Genomic DNA, 16,622 nt, shown 5'->3' with positions numbered 1-16,622 from the left:
CTGTCTTTCTTACTACAAGGAATACATCAATGAACCATGTTATGAAGGATTTTTCGTTTACGACGGTAGCGGAGATCATCGTCGAATGGGCGGGTGCGGCACGATTAGGAGAGATCCTTCAGCAGCGGTTTAGCGCGCGTCGTGTATTGCTGGTAACCGACCCAGGACTGGTCAAAGCAGGGATTCTGCCGCCTGTTCTGCATAGCCTGCAAGACGCAGGATTTCAGGTGACGGTTTATGATCGGGTTCAACCCGATCCGCATGAACACTTTGTTCGCGAAGCCATACAGGTAGCACGCGATAGCTACTGTGACATGGTTATTGGCCTGGGCGGCGGCTCCTCGCTGGATGTCGCGAAGCTGGTGGCTGTGTTAATCAACTCTGAACAAGAGCTGCCGGAGCTTTACGGGATTGGCAAGGTTATCGGCCAACGTTTGCCGCTGGTAAATATTCCCACTACGGCAGGTACGGGGTCTGAAGTCACCAATATTGCCATTTTAACGACGCATGATGACAGCAAAATGGGCATTGTCTCCCCGCAGCTGTATGGTGATTTGGTGCTGCTGGATGCGCAACTGACGCTGGGGTTACCGCCGGTCCACACCGCTGCCGCCGGGATAGATGCGATGGTGCATGCGATAGAGGCCTATACCGGCAAGCATAAGAAGAACCCGCTTTCGGATGCGTTGGCCCGAGAGGCGTTACGTTTAATCAGTCGCCATCTGGTGACCGCATGTCGTGACGGGAACAACCGTGAAGCACGAGAAAATGTTCTGCTGGGCGCGATGCTGGCAGGCCAGGCTTTTGCCAATTCCCCTGTGGCGGCAGTGCATGCGCTGGCTTATCCCTTGGGCGCACGACACCATATTCCACATGGGTTGTCGAATGCGCTGATGTTGATTCCAGTGCTGCAGTTTAACGCGTCAGCGGCGGCTCCACTTTATGGTGAGCTGGCAGCCGTCATTGGGGTGAAGGTGACAGGGGACGTGGCAAACGATGCCCGGTCGTTTATTGCCGGGATGGTGAAGATTATTGCCGCAACCGGCGCACCGAACAGGCTGCGTGACGTCGATGTACCTGAAAAGGACCTGCCGCTGTTGGCCCACGATGCTATGCAGCAGACCCGTTTACTGGATAACAATCCCGTGACGCTTACTGAAGACGATGCGTTGCGACTTTATCAGCAGGCTTTTTAAGCACTACAGGTGTCCGGTGAAGGAATTGCCGGGCACGATTTTCTGCCTGCAACATACCTGCTACAACCGAATAGACATATTGAATCCAGGTGGTAGTATTCAATAGACAGCAGTAATGAGTATGCGTGTTTCATTTCCGGCCAGGAACGCTGATGATGACAACATTACTACCCGATTTCACAGCATTTTCATCATTCACTTCCTTCGCGGCGCAGGTTGCTTACATGCCTGTCTGCTCTCTGGCCATTGTTTCTCATTCCTTCTTATCCCGGATGGAATCTCCCGCTGAATAGCTGTTCAGTGGGCTTTGTGACACGCATAGTTTGATAACAGGGATTACGGCGGGTCGAATATGGATAAGTTTAAACGTCATATGATGTGGTGGGTGGCGGGCATCCTGGTCGTGGTGGCCGCGATAGCATGGTGGATGCTTCGTCCTGCGGGAATACCGGAGGGGTTTGCAGCCAGCAACGGCAGAATTGAAGCCACTGAAGTGGATATTGCCACCAAGATTGCCGGGCGAATTGACACGATCCTCGTGTCGGAAGGGCAGTTCGTCCGTCAGGGTGAGGTGCTGGCGAAAATGGATACCCGCGTGCTGCAGGAGCAGCGGCTGGAAGCGGTAGCCCAAATCAAAGAGGCCGAAAGTGCGGTGGCGGCGGCGCGGGCGCTGTTAGAGCAGCGGCAAAGTGAAATGCGCGCCGCGCAGTCGGTGGTAAAACAGCGTGAGGCGGAACTGCAGTCGGTCTCTAAACGCCACGTCCGCTCCCGTTCGCTATCTCAGCGTGGGGCTGTGTCTGAGCAACAGCTGGATGACGACAGGGCTGCGGCAGAAAGCGCACGCGCTGCACTGGAATCCGCAAAGGCGCAGGTCTCTGCGGCAAAAGCCGCCATTGAAGCCGCTCGCACCAGTATCATTCAGGCGCAAACCCGCGTAGAAGCCGCGCAGGCTACCGAACGTCGTATTGCGGCTGATATTGATGACAGCGAGTTGAAAGCCCCGCGCGATGGCCGCGTACAGTACCGCGTAGCTGAACCGGGCGAGGTGCTTTCCGCAGGCGGTCGCGTGCTGAATATGGTCGATCTCAGCGATGTCTACATGACGTTCTTCTTGCCAACCGAACAGGCTGGTTTACTGAAGATTGGCGGAGAAGCGCGGCTGGTGCTGGATGCTGCGCCGGATCTGCGTATTCCGGCGACCATCAGCTTTGTGGCTAGCGTCGCGCAGTTCACGCCGAAAACGGTCGAAACCAGCGATGAACGGCTGAAACTGATGTTTCGCGTCAAAGCGCGTATCCCGCCAGAGCTGTTGCAGCAGCATCTGGAGTACGTGAAAACCGGTCTGCCGGGCATGGCGTGGGTGCGTGTTGATGAAAGTCGCGCCTGGCCTGACGACCTGGTGGTGAGGTTGCCGCAATGACGCATCTGGCGCTGGTTCCCGTTCCTCCCGTGGCGCACCTTGACGGCGTGAGTCAGCATTACGGGAAAACGGTAGCGCTGAACAATATCACGCTGGATATCCCTGCCCGCTGTATGGTGGGGCTGATTGGCCCGGATGGCGTCGGAAAATCGAGCCTGCTGTCGCTCATCTCCGGCGCGCGGGTCATTGAACACGGCAACGTGATGGTGTTGGGTGGCGATATGCGCGACCCAAAACATCGCCGGGATGTCTGCCCGCGCATTGCCTGGATGCCACAAGGGCTGGGGAAAAACCTGTATCACACGCTGTCGGTATATGAGAACGTCGATTTCTTTGCCCGCCTGTTTGGGCATGACAAAGCGGAGCGTGAGGCGCGGATTACCGAGCTGCTGAATAGCACCGGACTGGCACCGTTTCGCGACCGTCCTGCCGGGAAACTCTCGGGCGGGATGAAGCAAAAGTTGGGGTTGTGCTGCGCGTTAATCCACGACCCGGAACTGTTAATTCTCGATGAACCCACCACCGGGGTCGACCCGCTGTCCCGCGCCCAGTTCTGGGATCTGATTAACAGCATTCGCCAGCGGCAGACCAACATGAGCGTGCTGGTGGCGACCGCTTACATGGAAGAAGCTGAGCGCTTTGACTGGCTGGTGGCGATGAACGCCGGGGAGGTGTTAGCCACCGGGAGCGCGCAGCAGCTACGTGAGCAAACCAACAGCAACACGCTGGAGCAGGCGTTTATCGCGCTGTTACCTGAAGCCCAGCGGCAGGCGCATAAACCGGTAGTGATCCCGCCGTATCACGCTGAGCAGGAAGAGATTGCCATCGAGGCGAAAAACCTGACCATGCGCTTCGGTAAATTTGTGGCGGTGGACCACGTTAACTTCCGCATTCCGCGCGGGGAAATCTTCGGTTTTCTCGGCTCCAACGGCTGCGGTAAATCCACCACCATGAAAATGCTCACCGGACTGCTGCCCGCAAGCGAAGGCGAGGCGTGGCTGTTTGGACAAGCGGTTGATCCGAAGAATATCGATACCCGCCGCCGGGTAGGCTATATGTCGCAGGCATTTTCGCTCTACAACGAGCTGACCGTCCGGCAAAACCTCGAACTACATGCGCGGCTGTTCCATATCCCCGAAGCAGAAATCCCTGGGCGGGTGCAGGAGATGAGTGAGCGCTTTTCGCTGACCGATGTCGAAGATGCGCTGCCCGGTGCGCTGCCGTTGGGGATCCGTCAACGCCTGTCGCTGGCGGTGGCGGTGATCCATCGCCCGGAGATGCTCATTCTTGATGAACCGACCTCCGGGGTCGATCCGGTGGCGAGGGATATGTTCTGGCAACTGATGGTCGACCTGTCGCGCCAGGACAAAGTGACCATTTTTATCTCCACCCACTTTATGAACGAAGCGGAGCGCTGCGACCGCATGTCGCTGATGCACGCCGGAAAAGTACTGGCCAGCGGTACGCCGCAGGAGCTGGTGAAACAGCGTGGAGCTGCCAGTCTGGAAGAGGCGTTTATCTCCTGGTTGCAGGAAGCGGCAGGCCCGGCGCCGGAAACTCAGTTGGCGCCAGCCAATGTCCCGACAGTGCATGAAAACAGTAAGCCGCCGCGGCAAGGCTTTAGCCTGCGACGCTTGTTCAGCTACAGCCGCCGCGAGGCGCTGGAGCTACGACGTGACCCGGTACGCTCCACGCTGGCGCTGATGGGCACAGTGATCCTGATGCTTATCATGGGCTACGGCATCAGCATGGATGTAGAAAACCTGCGTTTTTCGGTGCTCGATCGTGACCAGACCGTCAGCAGCCAGGCGTGGACGCTGAATCTGGCGGGATCGCGCTATTTTATCGAGCAACCGCCGCTCAGCAGTTATGACGAGCTGGACAAACGGATGCGTTCAGGCGAAGTTGCGGTAGCAATTGAAATTCCGCCAAATTTTGGCCGCGACATCGCGCGTGGAACGCCGGTGAAGATTGGCGTCTGGGTCGATGGCGCAATGCCAAGCCGTGCTGAAACGGTCAGGGGTTACGTGCAGGCGATGCACCAGACCTGGCTGCAGGATGTGATGGCGCGTCAGCCCAATGCCAGCGGGCAAAACGGGCTGATGACCATTGAAACTCGCTATCGTTACAACCCGGATGTGAAGAGTCTGCCGGCGATTGTTCCGGCGGTGATCCCACTGCTGTTGATGATGATCCCTTCCATGCTCAGCGCCCTCAGCGTAGTGCGTGAGAAAGAGCTGGGGTCGATTATCAACCTGTACGTTACGCCCACGACCCGCAGCGAGTTTTTACTCGGCAAACAGTTGCCGTACATCGTGCTGGGTATGCTGAACTTCCTGCTGTTGTGCGCGCTGTCGGTGTTTGTGTTCGGCGTCCCGCATAAGGGGAGCTTTGTGACCCTGACGCTGGCAGCGCTGCTGTACGTCACCATTGCCACCGGGCTGGGGCTGTTAATCTCCACGTTTATGAAAAGCCAGATCGCGGCCATTTTTGGTACGGCGATTATTACGCTGATCCCGGCGACGCAGTTTTCCGGAATGATCGATCCAGTTGCCTCGCTGGAAGGGCCGGGTCGCTGGATTGGTGAAATTTATCCGACCAGCCATTTTCTGACCATCGCGCGTGGAACGTTCTCTAAAGCGTTGGATCTGACCGATCTCTGGCCGCTGTTTATTCCGCTGGCGGTAGCCATTCCGGTGGTGATTGGTCTGAGCGTATTACTGCTGAAAAAACAGGAGGGGTGATGCGCCGATTACGCAATATTTATAACCTCGGCATCAAAGAGTTGCGCAGCCTGCTGGGTGACAAAGCGATGCTGACGCTGATCGTCTTCGCCTTCACGGTTTCGGTTTATTCTTCCGCGACCGTCCTGCCGGGTTCGCTGCATCTGGCACCGATTGCTATTGCCGATATGGACCAGTCGCAGTTGTCGAATCGGATTGTGAATAGCTTTTATCGCCCGTGGTTTTTACCGCCGGAGATGATCACTGCCGATGAAATGGATGCCGGGCTGGACGCCGGGCGCTATACCTTCGCCGTAAACATTCCGCCTGACTTTCAGCGTGATGTGCTGGCCGGACGACAACCGGATATACAGGTTAACGTCGATGCCACGCGGATGAGCCAGGCGTTTACCGGCAACAGCTATATCCAGAATATCATCAGCGGCGAGGTAAACAGCTTTGTGGCGCGTTACCGCGATAACAATGAGCCGCCGGTGGCACTGGAAATGCGCATGCGCTTTAACCCTAATCTGGAACCCGCCCGTTTTGGCGCGGTGATGGCGATCATCAATAACATCACCATGCTGGCGATTGTGCTGACCGGTTCGGCGTTGATCCGCGAACGCGAGCACGGGACTATTGAGCATCTGCTGGTGATGCCGGTGACGCCGTTTGAGATTATGATGGCAAAAATCTGGTCGATGGGGCTGGTGGTGCTGGTGGTTTCCGGTCTGTCGCTGATGCTGATGGTGAAAGGCGTGCTCGGGGTGCCGATTGAAGGTTCAATTCCGTTGTTTATGCTGGGCGTGGCGCTGAGCCTGTTCGCCACCACCTCGATCGGCATTTTTATGGGCACGCTGGCGCGTTCCATGCCGCAGTTGGGACTGCTGATGATTCTGGTGCTGCTGCCGTTACAGATGCTCTCAGGTGGCTCTACACCGCGTGAAAGCATGCCGCAGGCGGTGCAGGACATTATGCTGACCATGCCAACGACCCATTTTGTCAGCCTCGCGCAGGCGATACTTTACCGCGGCGCAGGGTTTGACATTGTCTGGCCGCAGTTTCTGACGCTGCTGGCGATTGGTAGCGCGTTCTTCCTGATAGCACTGCTGCGTTTCAGAAAGACGATTGGCACGATGGCGTAATCATTATTGCCGGGGGCGCTTCGCTTGCCTGGCCTACAGACGGTAACAGACGTAGGCCGGATAAGGCGTAGCCGCCATCCGGCATCCCACAACGAAACAGGCAATTACTCTTCTTTCGGCAGGCACTGTAAATGGCCGTGGCGCACGCCGCGCTGGGAAATCACGTCATCGGCAAAATGCTGCACATCGCCCATGTCGCCTTTTAGCACGGCGATTTCCAGGCAGTCGTCATGGTTGATGTGCACGTGCAGCGTGGCGACCGATAAATCGTGATGGTGGTGTTGGGTAGAAACAATACGGCTGGCCAGATCACGCTTCTCATGCTCATAAACATACGAGAGCACCGCGAAGCCCTGAGTGCCGTGTTCAAGGGTAGTTTCCTGCGCCAGTGCGCCACGCAGAATATCGCGGATCGCTTCGGAACGGTTGTTGTAGCCACGGCGCTGACTCAGGCCGTCAAGCGTTTCCAGTAAATCGTCATCGAGGGTAATGGTGACTCGTTGCATCTGCAGTTAACCTTTCATGTGGCGCGTTGGCGCACAGGGTGTAAGGGGAATAGCGTATTTTGTAACACACGTCCGGCATCCGGGGAAAAGGTTAATGTTCTCGCAATAAACGCAGCAGAGTACTGACCTGTTCATCCAGCGGGGCAAGCGTATCTTTAACGATCAGATGCAAAGGCGTGGCGCGGCGAGCGCCATGGCTTAACGGTAGTGGGCGTAAAAGTCCCTGGTCAAGCTGCGTCTGAATGCGTTCTTCGGGCAGCCAGCCGTAACCGACCTGATACATCACCGCATCAATCGCGGCATCAATGGTCGAGAAGGTCCAGGCATCACGCGCCGGTTGTTGTGGGTTGTCGCGATCGGCAATACGAATCAGCGGCCAGGCGCGTAATGCGTCTTCATTCAGCGGCGCATCCAGCATGCAGAGTGGGTGATCGCGGTGGGCCACGGCCACGAAGTCAATATTCATCAGCCATTCGCCGCGTCCGGTGACATCCTGACGCCGGGTCAGGACCATTACGTCCGCATCGGCATGTGCTGCCAGTCGAGCATCACCATTCTCCAGGGCTTCGGTCAGACGCACCTGCGTTTGCGGCCAGGCCTGCTGAAACTGTTTGAGAATAGCGAACAGGCGTTTGCGTGGGAAGATGCTATCTACCATCAAATCCAGCCGCGTTCGCGTACCGTTTTGTAACGTTGCGGCCCGGGTTTCCACCCATAAAAAGGCCTTCAGTAACGGTTTGACCTGATTGAGCAATAGCTCTCCGGCCGGGGTCAGGACAGCCCTGCGACCTTCCGGGGTCAGCAGCGTTACGCCGAGCCGCTCCTGCAACAGTGCCAGATTGTAGCTCACCGAAGACTGGCTACGGTTGGTCTCTTCCGCCGCTTTAGCAAAGCTGCCCAGCTCCACCACTTTCTCCAATAGAGCCCACTGCTCGAGGGTTGTTTTGTGCATAACTCATCTAATAATTGAATGAATTTGATGCAAACATAGCGTTATTCATCCAATTTTTGAAGCGTTAAGATCCTCGCATCAAGTAAGAGGAGAACGAATATGAGCGCGTTTGATAAACATGATTTGAGGGGATTTGTCGGCAAACATCTGGTCTATACCTACGATAATGGCTGGAATTACGAGATCTACGTGAAAAACGACACTACGCTGGATTACCGCATTCACAGCGGTATTGTGGGAAATCGTTGGGTGAAAGATCAGCGGGCCTATATTGTGCGGGTCGGGGAGAGCGTTTATAAAATTTCGTGGACCGAACCGACCGGGACCGACGTCAGCCTGATCGTAAACCTGGGTGACAAACTCTTTCACGGCACCATCTTTTTCCCTCGCTGGGTGATCAATAATCCGGAAAAAACGGTCTGCTTCCAGAATGACCATATTCCGCTGATGATGTCGTACCGCGATGCCGGCCCGGCGTATCCCACCGAGGTGATTGATGAGTTCGCGACCATCACTTTCGTACGTGACTGCGGCGCGAACAACGATGACGTTATTGCCTGTGCGGCGAGCGAGCTGCCGAAAAACTTCCCGGAAAATTTACGCTAAGGCTTCCAGGCGCTGCACGGCGTCTGCGGTCAGGGTAAACGGCGTGGGGGTGCACACCGCCAGGCTCAGGGTATCGAGCTGGCACTGGCTGACGGAGAGTGAGGAAGTTAGCGCGGTACTGTCGACGCTGACGATTTGCCAGGCGCTACCGCCGCGCTGTTTCACGATAGCTTCTTTACGCGTCCAGATGCGCCAGAACGCCGCCAGCTGTTGCTCCGGGCGTTCGGCCTCGACTTCGGCATGTTCACCAAGACTGAATACCGTATTTGCCAGCGTTTGCCAGTTATCGCGCGGGCGAACGACTTCAATATCGCAGCCGACTTCCCCTTCGTCGCTGAGCAGCAGGGCGATATCATCACCGCTGTGGCTGAGATTGAACCACAGCGGCGTGTCAGCAGAAAAGGCCGGTTTTCCTTGCTCGCCATAGACGATGTCCGGTAATGGCGAAAGGGCATGGGAAAGCAGCACGCGACCTGCCAGCCAGCGCGCACGGCGAGCACCTTGCGGCGCTTGCTCACTTAGTGCGGCAGGCAGTGCGCCAGCGCTTAAAACAGAAACTTTCCCAAGAACGATCCGGTACATATCACGGCCAACGTTTAATGATGATAGAAGTATTTATGCCGCCAAACGCAAAGTTGTTGCTCTGCAAAAACTCGCAATCAATCTTGCGGGCTTCACCCATAATGTAATCCAGCGCGCCACAATTGGCATCTGGCTGACTCAAATTTAGCGTAGGCGCAAACCAGCCTTCACGCATCATTTGCAGACTCATCCAGGCCTCTAGTGCGCCACAAGCGCCAAGGGTATGTCCAAAATAGCTTTTAAGCGAGGATAGCGGAACATTATCACCATAAATTGCAGAGGTTGCCTGACTTTCTGCAACATCACCACGATCGGTTGCGGTTCCGTGCGCTGAAATATAGCCGATATCCCGGGCACTAATACCTGCCATATTCAGTGATTTTTCCATGCAAATCTGCATTGTTTCGCGCTGCGGCTGGGTGATATGGGCAGCATCGCAGTTAGTGGCAAAGCCAACGATTTCACCATAAATCGTTGCTCCGCGCGCTTTAGCGTGTTCCAGCTCTTCCAGCACTAGCGTACCTGCACCTTCTCCGATGACCAGACCATCGCGTTTTTCATCGAACGGGGAGGGGGTGGTTTTCGGCTCGTCGTTGCGCTGGCTGGTTGCGAATAACGTATCAAACACGGCGGCTTCGGAAGGACACAGTTCTTCTGCGCCGCCGGCGACCATCACCGTTTGATAACCGTGTCGAATGGCTTCCCATGCATAACCAATTGCCTGGCTACCGGATGTGCAGGCGCTGGATGTCGGGATGACTCGCCCACGCAGACCGAAAAACAATCCGGTGTTAACGGCAGTGGTATGCGGCATCATTTGCACGTAGGTCGTGCCGGTGATGTTATTGGTGTGTTTCTCGGTCAGCATGGTCGCGAACTCGCTCACTGGACCGGTACTACCGGTTGATGAACCATAAGCGATCCCGGTTTCACCGTTAGTCAGTACCCGATCGCCAATCAGCCCGGCCTGCTCAAGCGCCAGCTCTGTTGCGCGGGTGGACATCAGCGATACGCGCCCCATGGCGCGAATTCGCTTGCGGGTATAGTGTTCCGGCAGAGTGAAGTCGTCGATCGGCGCTCCCAGCAGTGTGTGCAGTCCGTCATAAACCTGCCACTCCGGCATTTTGCGTACCGCATTTTCATATGCCAATAACCTGGCGGAGACAGCCTGCCAGTTTTCCCCAAAGGCGGTGACGCCGCCCATGCCTGTAATCACGACACGACGTGTCATAACATCCCTCCATTGATGGAAATCACCTGGCGAGTTACATAGCCCGCCACATCCGACATTAAATAACTGGCAAGCCCGGCGACTTCTTCAGCCTGACCTATTCGTTTCATGGGAATCATCGACATCGCCTCTTTCAATGCGGCTTCTTCCATCTCGATCATCCCGGTATCAATGAGTCCCGGCGCAATGCAGTTTACGGTAATTTTGCGTTTTGCCAGTTCGATAGCCAGCGCTTTGGTGGCACCAATAATTCCGGCTTTTGCCGCACTGTAATTGACCTGACCGCGGTTGCCCATCACGCCCGAAACCGAAGACAGTGTGATGATACGGCCCCCCTGGCGTGCGCTGATCATCGGCATAATGCACGGATGAATGACGTTGTAAAAGCTGTCGAGGTTGGTATGGATCACCGAATCCCAGTCGTTATCACTGAGCGCAGGGAAAGCGGCATCCCGAGTGACTCCAGCGTTGCTGACAATGCCGTACCATGCGCCGTTTGCCTCAATATCTTGCGACAGTATTTCACGGCACTGCTCGCGATTGGCAACGTCAAATGTCAACAGGCGCCCTACGCCGCCAGCGGCGAGGATAGCATCCAGCGTTTCTTGTGCTCCTTGCACATCGCGATGATAGTGTACGCCGACCACAAAACCGTCCGCGGCCAGTTGTCTGGCGATGGCGCGACCGATACCTTTGCTGGCACCCGTAACTAAAACTGAACGGCTCATGTGGACGCTCCTTGTTGAAATAGCGTGTTAATTTCTTCTGATGTCGGCTGGAAGGTGTTGACTCGACCGGTTGCCAGCGTCTCGTTGTCTGCCTGGATGGCACATTCAAAGCTACCGAATCGTGCATCCTGCATCAGCAATTTGACATGGATGCTCAGCTTCTTCCCGGCAGGCAGAACACCTGTAGCACAGACTAACTCACGTGCGCCCAGTACCATGCCTAACGTAATACTCGCCTGACCTTGTTGCTGGCGGTGCCAGCCAGACCAGACGCCAATGGTCTGCGCCATCAGTTCTAGTGCGAACCAGCCAGGCAGATTGCCATCAGGGTCGAGAAAAGGGGCCAGTACGCTGTTTGCTGATACCGTCACGTGGCAGGTGGCGGTTTCGTCCGCCACACTGACGACCTCTTCAAGAAGCAGCATCGGCGCATCATGCGGTAAATAGTCACCCGGTGGTAAAAAGTGGCTCATGAGGTTCTCCCGAGCAGGATGCTGGCATTATTGCCACCGAAGGCAAACGAATTAGACAAGATAACCGGGCGAGTCAGCGACTGCGGCTGTTCAATGATGCCGCAGGCTGGCAATGTTTCATCGCGTGGCGATTGGCTAAAATCCTGCGGTGGCAGCGGCAGTTCGCGTTGCAGAATCAGCATACTGATCGCTGCTTCGGTGATCCCCGCAGCGCCCAGCGTGTGCCCGGTCAGATGTTTGGTTGAACTGCACGGGACCGTTTCGCCAAATAGCGCGCTCACGACGTTGGACTCAATCTGATCATTTAACGGTGTGGCGGTTCCGTGCAGATTGATATAGCCCACGTGTTCCGGCGTCATTCCTGCGTCGTTAAGCGCCTGGCCGATGGCGCGAATGGCACCTTCCCCCTGTGGATGGGGAGCCGAAATATGGTACGCGTCGCTGGATTCGCCGACGCCAAGGAGCGCGATAGGCTGTGGCTCGCGGGTTAATACCATCAATGCGGCGCCTTCGCCAATGGTGATCCCACAACGGTCGCGGCCAAACGGCTGACACAGCGTTGGGGAGAGTGATTCCAGACTGTGGAATCCGTTGATTGGCATTCGGCTTAGCGTATCCGCACCGCCGACAATGGCGATATCGACCAGACCTGATTCGATCAAACGACGTCCGCTCATGATAGCCCTTGCACTGGACGAGCAGGCGGTTGAGAGCGTAAAGGCCGGGCCATCCAGCGCCAGCCAGTGGCTAAGAAAACGCGACGGATCGCCCAGTTCCTGTTGCGGATAGCGCCAGTCAGTGCTCTCTTTGCCGTTGAGCATCAAATCTACGTGAACGTCACCCTCATCCAGACCGGAGGTGCTGGTGCCGAGAACAATAGCAATACGATCGCGACCAAATCTGGCGATAGCGTCGTCCACCTGTGGCTGGATTTGCATCAGTGCTGCCAGCAATAGCTGATTGTTGCGCGAACGATGAGCGCTAAAGTGCTGAGGAATAGCGGGCAGCTCACCGTCAACGCCTGCTAACACTGCGGATGGGTGTCCTTGCAGCCAGCCCGTGCGCGGGCGCATTCCCGGCGCTACGCCACGAGTGAGGTTGGCTGCGATTTCATCAGTGTTATTGCCCAACGCATTAATCATGCCAACGGCAGAAATGTAGATCATCTCAGTCACCCAGGTATTGAATGGTGATGTGGTATTTAAAAACGTGCTGTTCAATGCTGATCGGTTCGCGTTTTCCTTTTCGATTCAGATACGTGATTTCCGTGACCACTTTGCCGCGGGCATTGCGCAGCTCACGCGTGTCACCCGTATCGACGAGCGTCCAGCCTGTGGGTAATTGCGGTTGCCAGGCGCTAATCGGCCAGTGACTGAGCATCACGTCAGCCAGCACCTGGCTGGCTGGCGGCAATTGTGGAACGATGATCGATTGCTCGGTGTGCAGTCCTTTTTCATCGTAAGTCGCGAGGAACAGGCGAATGCCGACTGATGACAGCCCGGCAAGTGTGATTTTCTTGTCATCAGCATTGAGCATGACCAACAGTGACTGAGTTTTGCCGTTGAAACTTCCGGTTAGTAGCTGTTGTGAATTCACCGCGGGAGAAATCCCCGGGGCAGGTAGCGTTACACGAGTCCCCGGCTCTAACCAGGCTTGCGGGCGGCCTTTCTGTTCCGGCTGCGAGTGGCTGCAACCGGCCAGCAGCAACGTGGCGACGAGCGCAGCGGTACGCCAGAATGTCTGTTTAATCATCTTCTTTTTTTCTCTTTTTTTCCTGGCATAGCCAGCGGTGACAGCAGGAAGGCGGTGAAAATACCGCTCACTAGCACAATGCCAAAACTGCTGATTGCCTGAGTGGCGCTAAAGACCAGCATGCCGAGCGTCAGGAGCGTGGTCATCATCGCCAGCGTGATAGCCAGCAGCGATGTCAGTGGCGTACCGCGTGGATTACTGAAAAACAGCGTGTAGTTAATGCCAATTCCCAGTACCAGCACCAGTGCCAGCAGCGAGAACAGGTTGAGCGCATGACCGCTCAGGGCCAGTACCGCCAGACCGCAACCTAAAGACAGCACTGAGGGGACCAGGCTAATTAAGCCCTTACGCCAGCCAAGCCGAATGACGGCGCCACAGGCAATCACCGCCAGCGCAATGCACAGCAGACCGGTCAGAATATGGCGATAAAGGGCAAACAGATTGTCAAAGCTGCTCTTACGATCCACCCACGCCACGCCGGAATATTTCGCGCTGAGCGTATTTAAAGCATCACTTTGTTTCACCCCTTCAACGGGAACCAGTACGCTGCTTTCGCCATCAGCCAGAGACAACCATAGCAAGCGCCAGCCTTCACTGGCCGGGCTGGCAAGCCAGGCATCGACGGTTACGGGCATGGCGCTAAGATCGGGGTTCACCGTTGCCAGACCGGCGTTGTTTAAGGCTTTCGTGATGGCGGGCGCGGCATCTTTTAGCAGAGACAGATCCTGCTGTTGCCGGGCGAGTGAATTCAGCGGAATGGTGCGATATCCGCTGAGTAACCCGTCTTTTTTTGCCTGTTCCAGCGCGGGGATAAAGGTTTCCAGCCGCTCCAGCGTTTGCTGAGCGGATTTGCCGTACACCACAAACCACTTCTGGTCGACGCTTTGCCCGGTCAGGGCGGTAATCGCTTTTTCCTGAGCAAGAATTTCCTGCGGCAGCGCCTGTAACTGGGAGATATCATCGTCTACGCGTAGCGTCGCCATACCTGCCAACGAGAACAACGCCAGCGCCACCGGCAGGCCAACGGATAATTTCTTATTCCGCCGCCATGCAGCAAGCCAGCGTAGCATGAGTACCATTGCCGGCACTGGGCGTACCGGCAACCGACGACACAACCACGGGTGCCAGAAAATGACCGTCAGGCAGGAGGCGCTCAGACCTACCGCCGCGAATACCGCCATCTGGCGAATACCGGGGAAGGGGGCCAGCATCATAATCAGATAAGCCGCTACGGTGGTGAGTAGAGCCAGGAGCAGGGCATTGCGCACTTTGGCAAGGCTTTGCCATGGCGATGTTTCCGCACCGTGCACCATCCGTTCAGTCAAATAGTAGAGCGTATAGTCGGCGGAAATACCGATGATGCTCATGCTCATCACCAGCGTCATCAGATGGAGCTCGCCAAAAATCAGCAGCGTGACGACGGTCCCCGCCAGCGCACCAATGCCAATCGAAATCAGGCACAGCAGCAGCGGACGCAGCGAACGAAATACAGCCACGATGAGCAGGATCACCCCGAGCACAGTGGCTATGCCGAGGGTAGAGATATCTTGTTTCGCCTGCTGGCTGGCGTAATCGCTATAGAACAGCGTCCCGCGAGACAGCAGTTGAGCCTGTGGATAGTGGGCTTTGAGCTCACTTTCCAGCGTATTCAGCGTGGTGACCAATTGATGCGTCTGTTGCATATCAAACGATGAGCCGGTCAACTCGCCATGTAACAGATACCAATAGTTGCCTTGCTCATCCTGGGTGACAAGCCAGCCGTCCATCAGGCGCAGACGCTGCCCGGTTTTGGCCATGGCCAGCTGCGAGCCTCGCATCAGCATGAAGGGATCGTTTTGTAGCTCTTTGCCACTGACGCCGGAGAATGCGGAGTAAAGTTGGGACAGGATCCACTGGCCCTGCGCTTCGCCGCCGTTTTGCAGCCGGGCGCGGGTCTCGTTATCTATCAGTCCGTTACGATGTTGCCAGAAGAATGCCCCCCAGGCCTGCTGGCTGTCGGCATCCATTGGACCTTTTACCTGGGCTAGCGCGTGCGATTTTTGCAGTAAAGCCAGCCAGTCCCGGGCTATCGCTGGGTCCGGTTGCTTACCGGGACTCACCAGCCAGACCACCTGACGGTCAAGGCGCTGCATAAATCCCTCGTTCAGATCCGGAGGTATAGCGCCCAGCGTCTGCTTTGGCAACATGGCCAGCACGCTGCTGTTAAGGCGGGCCTGAGGTAGCAACGTCAGAAAGATGCCCAGCAGAAGCAGGCAGACGACTCCCCATAACAGCGCGGGGCGTTTACTGGGCGGCAAAGCGTTGGCGTTCGTCATCGGTCAGTTGCGCTGGCGTTAGTTGGTGTTGGGAAAGCGCGATATCGGTGCGATCCCCCTGCTTATCGTTGAGATGAATGCTCTCCAGGTAAGTCTTTCCGGCTAAATCAATCGTCGCAAAAATCTTATCCAGCGGTGTGGTGATTGGCGTCAGGCGTAGCGTCCAGCGACCTTCTCCTAAGTCTGCAAACTCCACGCGGAAGTTTTGTTCCAGCACTTTACGATCCGCCTGGAATAACGCCCGTAGCAGATGATTAAACTGGAACATTTGCGGGTTATTCTCAGCGGTAATGGTCTGCGGTGGTTGACCGTTAATTGCCTGAACCATCCGTTTGTCGTCCAGCAGCAGCTGCATCGGGAACGGGGAGGTTTGATCCCACAGCAACCCCTGGTCGCGGGCGATCAACATCTTGCCCTGAGATCGCAGCGGCTGCGGCAGATCCTTTATCGTCCGGGTTTGATCGAAGTGGGCGCGAACCACCGGTTGTTCGGTAAAACGCTGTTGTAGGGAGTCGAGCGTCAGGGCACTGACGAAAGGGCTGACGAGCAGCACGAGCAATGGCCATAATTTCATGGTGTCACTCCCATCCGTTCAAACAGAATATCCGGGCTGACAAAGCACAGTTCACGGCTTTTTTCGTCGACGGCGACCTGGATGGTGTAGCCTGTTGTGGCGCGTTTACCTGTTTCGGCATCAAAAATTTCGTAGCCGATACGCAGGCGATTTTCGTACTCTTTAATTTGGGCGCGTACACGGATACGCTGCTCGAAAGTCAGCGCATTGCGATACTTCACCCGAGTGTCGACCACGGGCCACAGATAGCCAGATTCTTTCATCTGCCGATAGCCATAATCGAATTGGTTCAGCAGTGCCTCACGGGCAATCTCGAAGTAACGGAAGTAGTTACCATGCCACGCTACGCCCATCATATCGACGTCGTGAAACGGAATAGTTAGCTCGACTTCAGCCGTAAAGCGGGGATCGTTAAGCAC

Annotated in this window: 16 protein-coding genes; 5 read left to right on the top strand and 11 right to left on the bottom strand. The window is 56.1% G+C overall.

All coding sequences use genetic code 11. From position 1 onward, the window contains the following. Positions 1–29: 29 nt before the first annotated feature. From OGY71_RS14870 to OGY71_RS14855, 4 genes are all read left to right on the top strand, one after another. Positions 30–1,196 (top strand): iron-containing alcohol dehydrogenase, encoded by a 1,167-nt coding sequence (locus OGY71_RS14870; protein WP_286613447.1) that lies wholly within the window; start codon positions 30–32, stop codon positions 1,194–1,196. Between the two features lie 352 nt (positions 1,197–1,548). Then, entirely contained in the window at positions 1,549–2,616 is a 1,068-nt protein-coding gene (locus tag OGY71_RS14865; RefSeq protein ID WP_003827499.1) for an HlyD family secretion protein, read from the top strand. Next, the gene (gene rbbA, locus OGY71_RS14860; RefSeq protein ID WP_003827501.1) at positions 2,613–5,360 is read left to right on the top strand and encodes a ribosome-associated ATPase/putative transporter RbbA; all 2,748 of its coding nucleotides are present in this window, start codon (positions 2,613–2,615) and stop codon (positions 5,358–5,360) included. The genes OGY71_RS14865 and rbbA overlap by 4 nt, the downstream gene beginning before the upstream one ends. Beyond that, on the top strand, positions 5,360–6,484 hold the full coding sequence (locus OGY71_RS14855) for an ABC transporter permease (RefSeq protein WP_063941408.1): 1,125 nt from the start codon (positions 5,360–5,362) through the stop codon (positions 6,482–6,484). The genes rbbA and OGY71_RS14855 overlap by 1 nt, the downstream gene beginning before the upstream one ends. A 104-nt stretch (positions 6,485–6,588) precedes the next feature. Here the strand turns inward: OGY71_RS14855 and nikR are convergent, their stop codons facing one another. Both nikR and OGY71_RS14840 read right to left on the bottom strand, forming a co-directional pair. Next, entirely contained in the window at positions 6,589–6,990 is a 402-nt protein-coding gene (gene nikR, locus OGY71_RS14850; RefSeq protein WP_003827507.1) for a nickel-responsive transcriptional regulator NikR, read from the bottom strand. Positions 6,991–7,081: 91 nt separating this feature from the next. Then, complete coding sequence (locus tag OGY71_RS14840) at positions 7,082–7,942, bottom strand: LysR family transcriptional regulator (RefSeq protein ID WP_286613446.1); 861 nt, start codon at positions 7,940–7,942, stop codon at positions 7,082–7,084. 99 nt (positions 7,943–8,041) lie between these two features. Between OGY71_RS14840 and OGY71_RS14835 the strand changes: the two genes are divergently transcribed. Next, a complete protein-coding gene (locus OGY71_RS14835) occupies positions 8,042–8,548 on the top strand; it encodes a phenolic acid decarboxylase (protein WP_003827511.1) in 507 nt (168 codons plus the stop codon). Here the strand turns inward: OGY71_RS14835 and acpT are convergent. From acpT to OGY71_RS14790, 9 genes are read right to left on the bottom strand one after another with little or no spacing between them, the layout of a single operon-like run. After that, on the bottom strand, positions 8,540–9,130 hold the full coding sequence (acpT, locus tag OGY71_RS14830; RefSeq protein ID WP_003827514.1) for a 4'-phosphopantetheinyl transferase AcpT: 591 nt from the start codon (positions 9,128–9,130) through the stop codon (positions 8,540–8,542). The two genes, OGY71_RS14835 and acpT, sit on opposite strands and share 9 nt — an antisense overlap. A 1-nt stretch (position 9,131) precedes the next feature. Beyond that, positions 9,132–10,361, bottom strand: a complete 1,230-nt coding sequence (locus OGY71_RS14825) for a beta-ketoacyl-ACP synthase (RefSeq protein WP_003827516.1) — start codon at positions 10,359–10,361, stop codon at positions 9,132–9,134. Beyond that, entirely contained in the window at positions 10,358–11,089 is a 732-nt protein-coding gene (locus tag OGY71_RS14820) for a 3-ketoacyl-ACP reductase FabG2 (RefSeq protein WP_003827518.1), read from the bottom strand. Before OGY71_RS14820 ends, OGY71_RS14825 begins: the two co-directional genes overlap by 4 nt. Next, positions 11,086–11,562: a hotdog family protein gene (locus OGY71_RS14815; RefSeq protein WP_003827520.1), complete on the bottom strand. Its 477-nt coding sequence runs from the start codon at positions 11,560–11,562 to the stop codon at positions 11,086–11,088. The genes OGY71_RS14820 and OGY71_RS14815 overlap by 4 nt, the downstream gene beginning before the upstream one ends. Further along, entirely contained in the window at positions 11,559–12,728 is a 1,170-nt protein-coding gene (locus OGY71_RS14810; RefSeq protein WP_286613445.1) for a beta-ketoacyl-[acyl-carrier-protein] synthase family protein, read from the bottom strand. The genes OGY71_RS14815 and OGY71_RS14810 overlap by 4 nt, the downstream gene beginning before the upstream one ends. 1 nt (position 12,729) lies before the next feature. Beyond that, positions 12,730–13,314, bottom strand: coding sequence for a DUF3261 domain-containing protein (locus tag OGY71_RS14805; protein ID WP_126956425.1), 585 nt, complete (start codon positions 13,312–13,314; stop codon positions 12,730–12,732). Further along, entirely contained in the window at positions 13,311–15,629 is a 2,319-nt protein-coding gene (locus tag OGY71_RS14800) for an MMPL family transporter (protein ID WP_191222056.1), read from the bottom strand. The genes OGY71_RS14805 and OGY71_RS14800 overlap by 4 nt, the downstream gene beginning before the upstream one ends. Further along, complete coding sequence (locus OGY71_RS14795; RefSeq protein WP_003827526.1) at positions 15,598–16,203, bottom strand: LolA family protein; 606 nt, start codon at positions 16,201–16,203, stop codon at positions 15,598–15,600. Before OGY71_RS14795 ends, OGY71_RS14800 begins: the two co-directional genes overlap by 32 nt. Further along, complete coding sequence (locus tag OGY71_RS14790) at positions 16,200–16,622, bottom strand: acyl-CoA thioesterase (RefSeq protein WP_003827529.1); 423 nt, start codon at positions 16,620–16,622, stop codon at positions 16,200–16,202. Before OGY71_RS14790 ends, OGY71_RS14795 begins: the two co-directional genes overlap by 4 nt.

The organism is Citrobacter sp. Cpo109 (assembly GCF_030332565.1).
In the GTDB taxonomy this organism is placed as follows: Bacteria; Pseudomonadota; Gammaproteobacteria; order Enterobacterales; family Enterobacteriaceae; genus Citrobacter; species Citrobacter portucalensis.
Note: the sequence above shows the minus strand (reverse complement) of the source record. Positions and strands in the feature narration are given on the sequence as shown.

Bases quoted from the DNA above. Each gene is read 5' to 3' on its own strand.
- OGY71_RS14870 (WP_286613447.1), top strand. From the start codon at position 30: ATGAACCATGTTATGAAGGATTTTTCGTTTACGACGGTAGCGGAGATC.
- OGY71_RS14865 (WP_003827499.1), top strand. From the start codon at position 1,549: ATGGATAAGTTTAAACGTCATATGATGTGGTGGGTGGCGGGCATCCTG.
- rbbA (WP_003827501.1), top strand. From the start codon at position 2,613: ATGACGCATCTGGCGCTGGTTCCCGTTCCTCCCGTGGCGCACCTTGAC.
- OGY71_RS14855 (WP_063941408.1), top strand. From the start codon at position 5,360: ATGCGCCGATTACGCAATATTTATAACCTCGGCATCAAAGAGTTGCGC.
- nikR (WP_003827507.1), bottom strand. From the start codon at position 6,990: ATGCAACGAGTCACCATTACCCTCGATGACGATTTACTGGAAACGCTT.
- OGY71_RS14840 (WP_286613446.1), bottom strand. From the start codon at position 7,942: ATGCACAAAACAACCCTCGAGCAGTGGGCTCTATTGGAGAAAGTGGTG.
- OGY71_RS14835 (WP_003827511.1), top strand. From the start codon at position 8,042: ATGAGCGCGTTTGATAAACATGATTTGAGGGGATTTGTCGGCAAACAT.
- acpT (WP_003827514.1), bottom strand. From the start codon at position 9,130: ATGTACCGGATCGTTCTTGGGAAAGTTTCTGTTTTAAGCGCTGGCGCA.
- OGY71_RS14825 (WP_003827516.1), bottom strand. From the start codon at position 10,361: ATGACACGTCGTGTCGTGATTACAGGCATGGGCGGCGTCACCGCCTTT.
- OGY71_RS14820 (WP_003827518.1), bottom strand. From the start codon at position 11,089: ATGAGCCGTTCAGTTTTAGTTACGGGTGCCAGCAAAGGTATCGGTCGC.
- OGY71_RS14815 (WP_003827520.1), bottom strand. From the start codon at position 11,562: ATGAGCCACTTTTTACCACCGGGTGACTATTTACCGCATGATGCGCCG.
- OGY71_RS14810 (WP_286613445.1), bottom strand. From the start codon at position 12,728: ATGATCTACATTTCTGCCGTTGGCATGATTAATGCGTTGGGCAATAAC.
- OGY71_RS14805 (WP_126956425.1), bottom strand. From the start codon at position 13,314: ATGATTAAACAGACATTCTGGCGTACCGCTGCGCTCGTCGCCACGTTG.
- OGY71_RS14800 (WP_191222056.1), bottom strand. From the start codon at position 15,629: ATGACGAACGCCAACGCTTTGCCGCCCAGTAAACGCCCCGCGCTGTTA.
- OGY71_RS14795 (WP_003827526.1), bottom strand. From the start codon at position 16,203: ATGAAATTATGGCCATTGCTCGTGCTGCTCGTCAGCCCTTTCGTCAGT.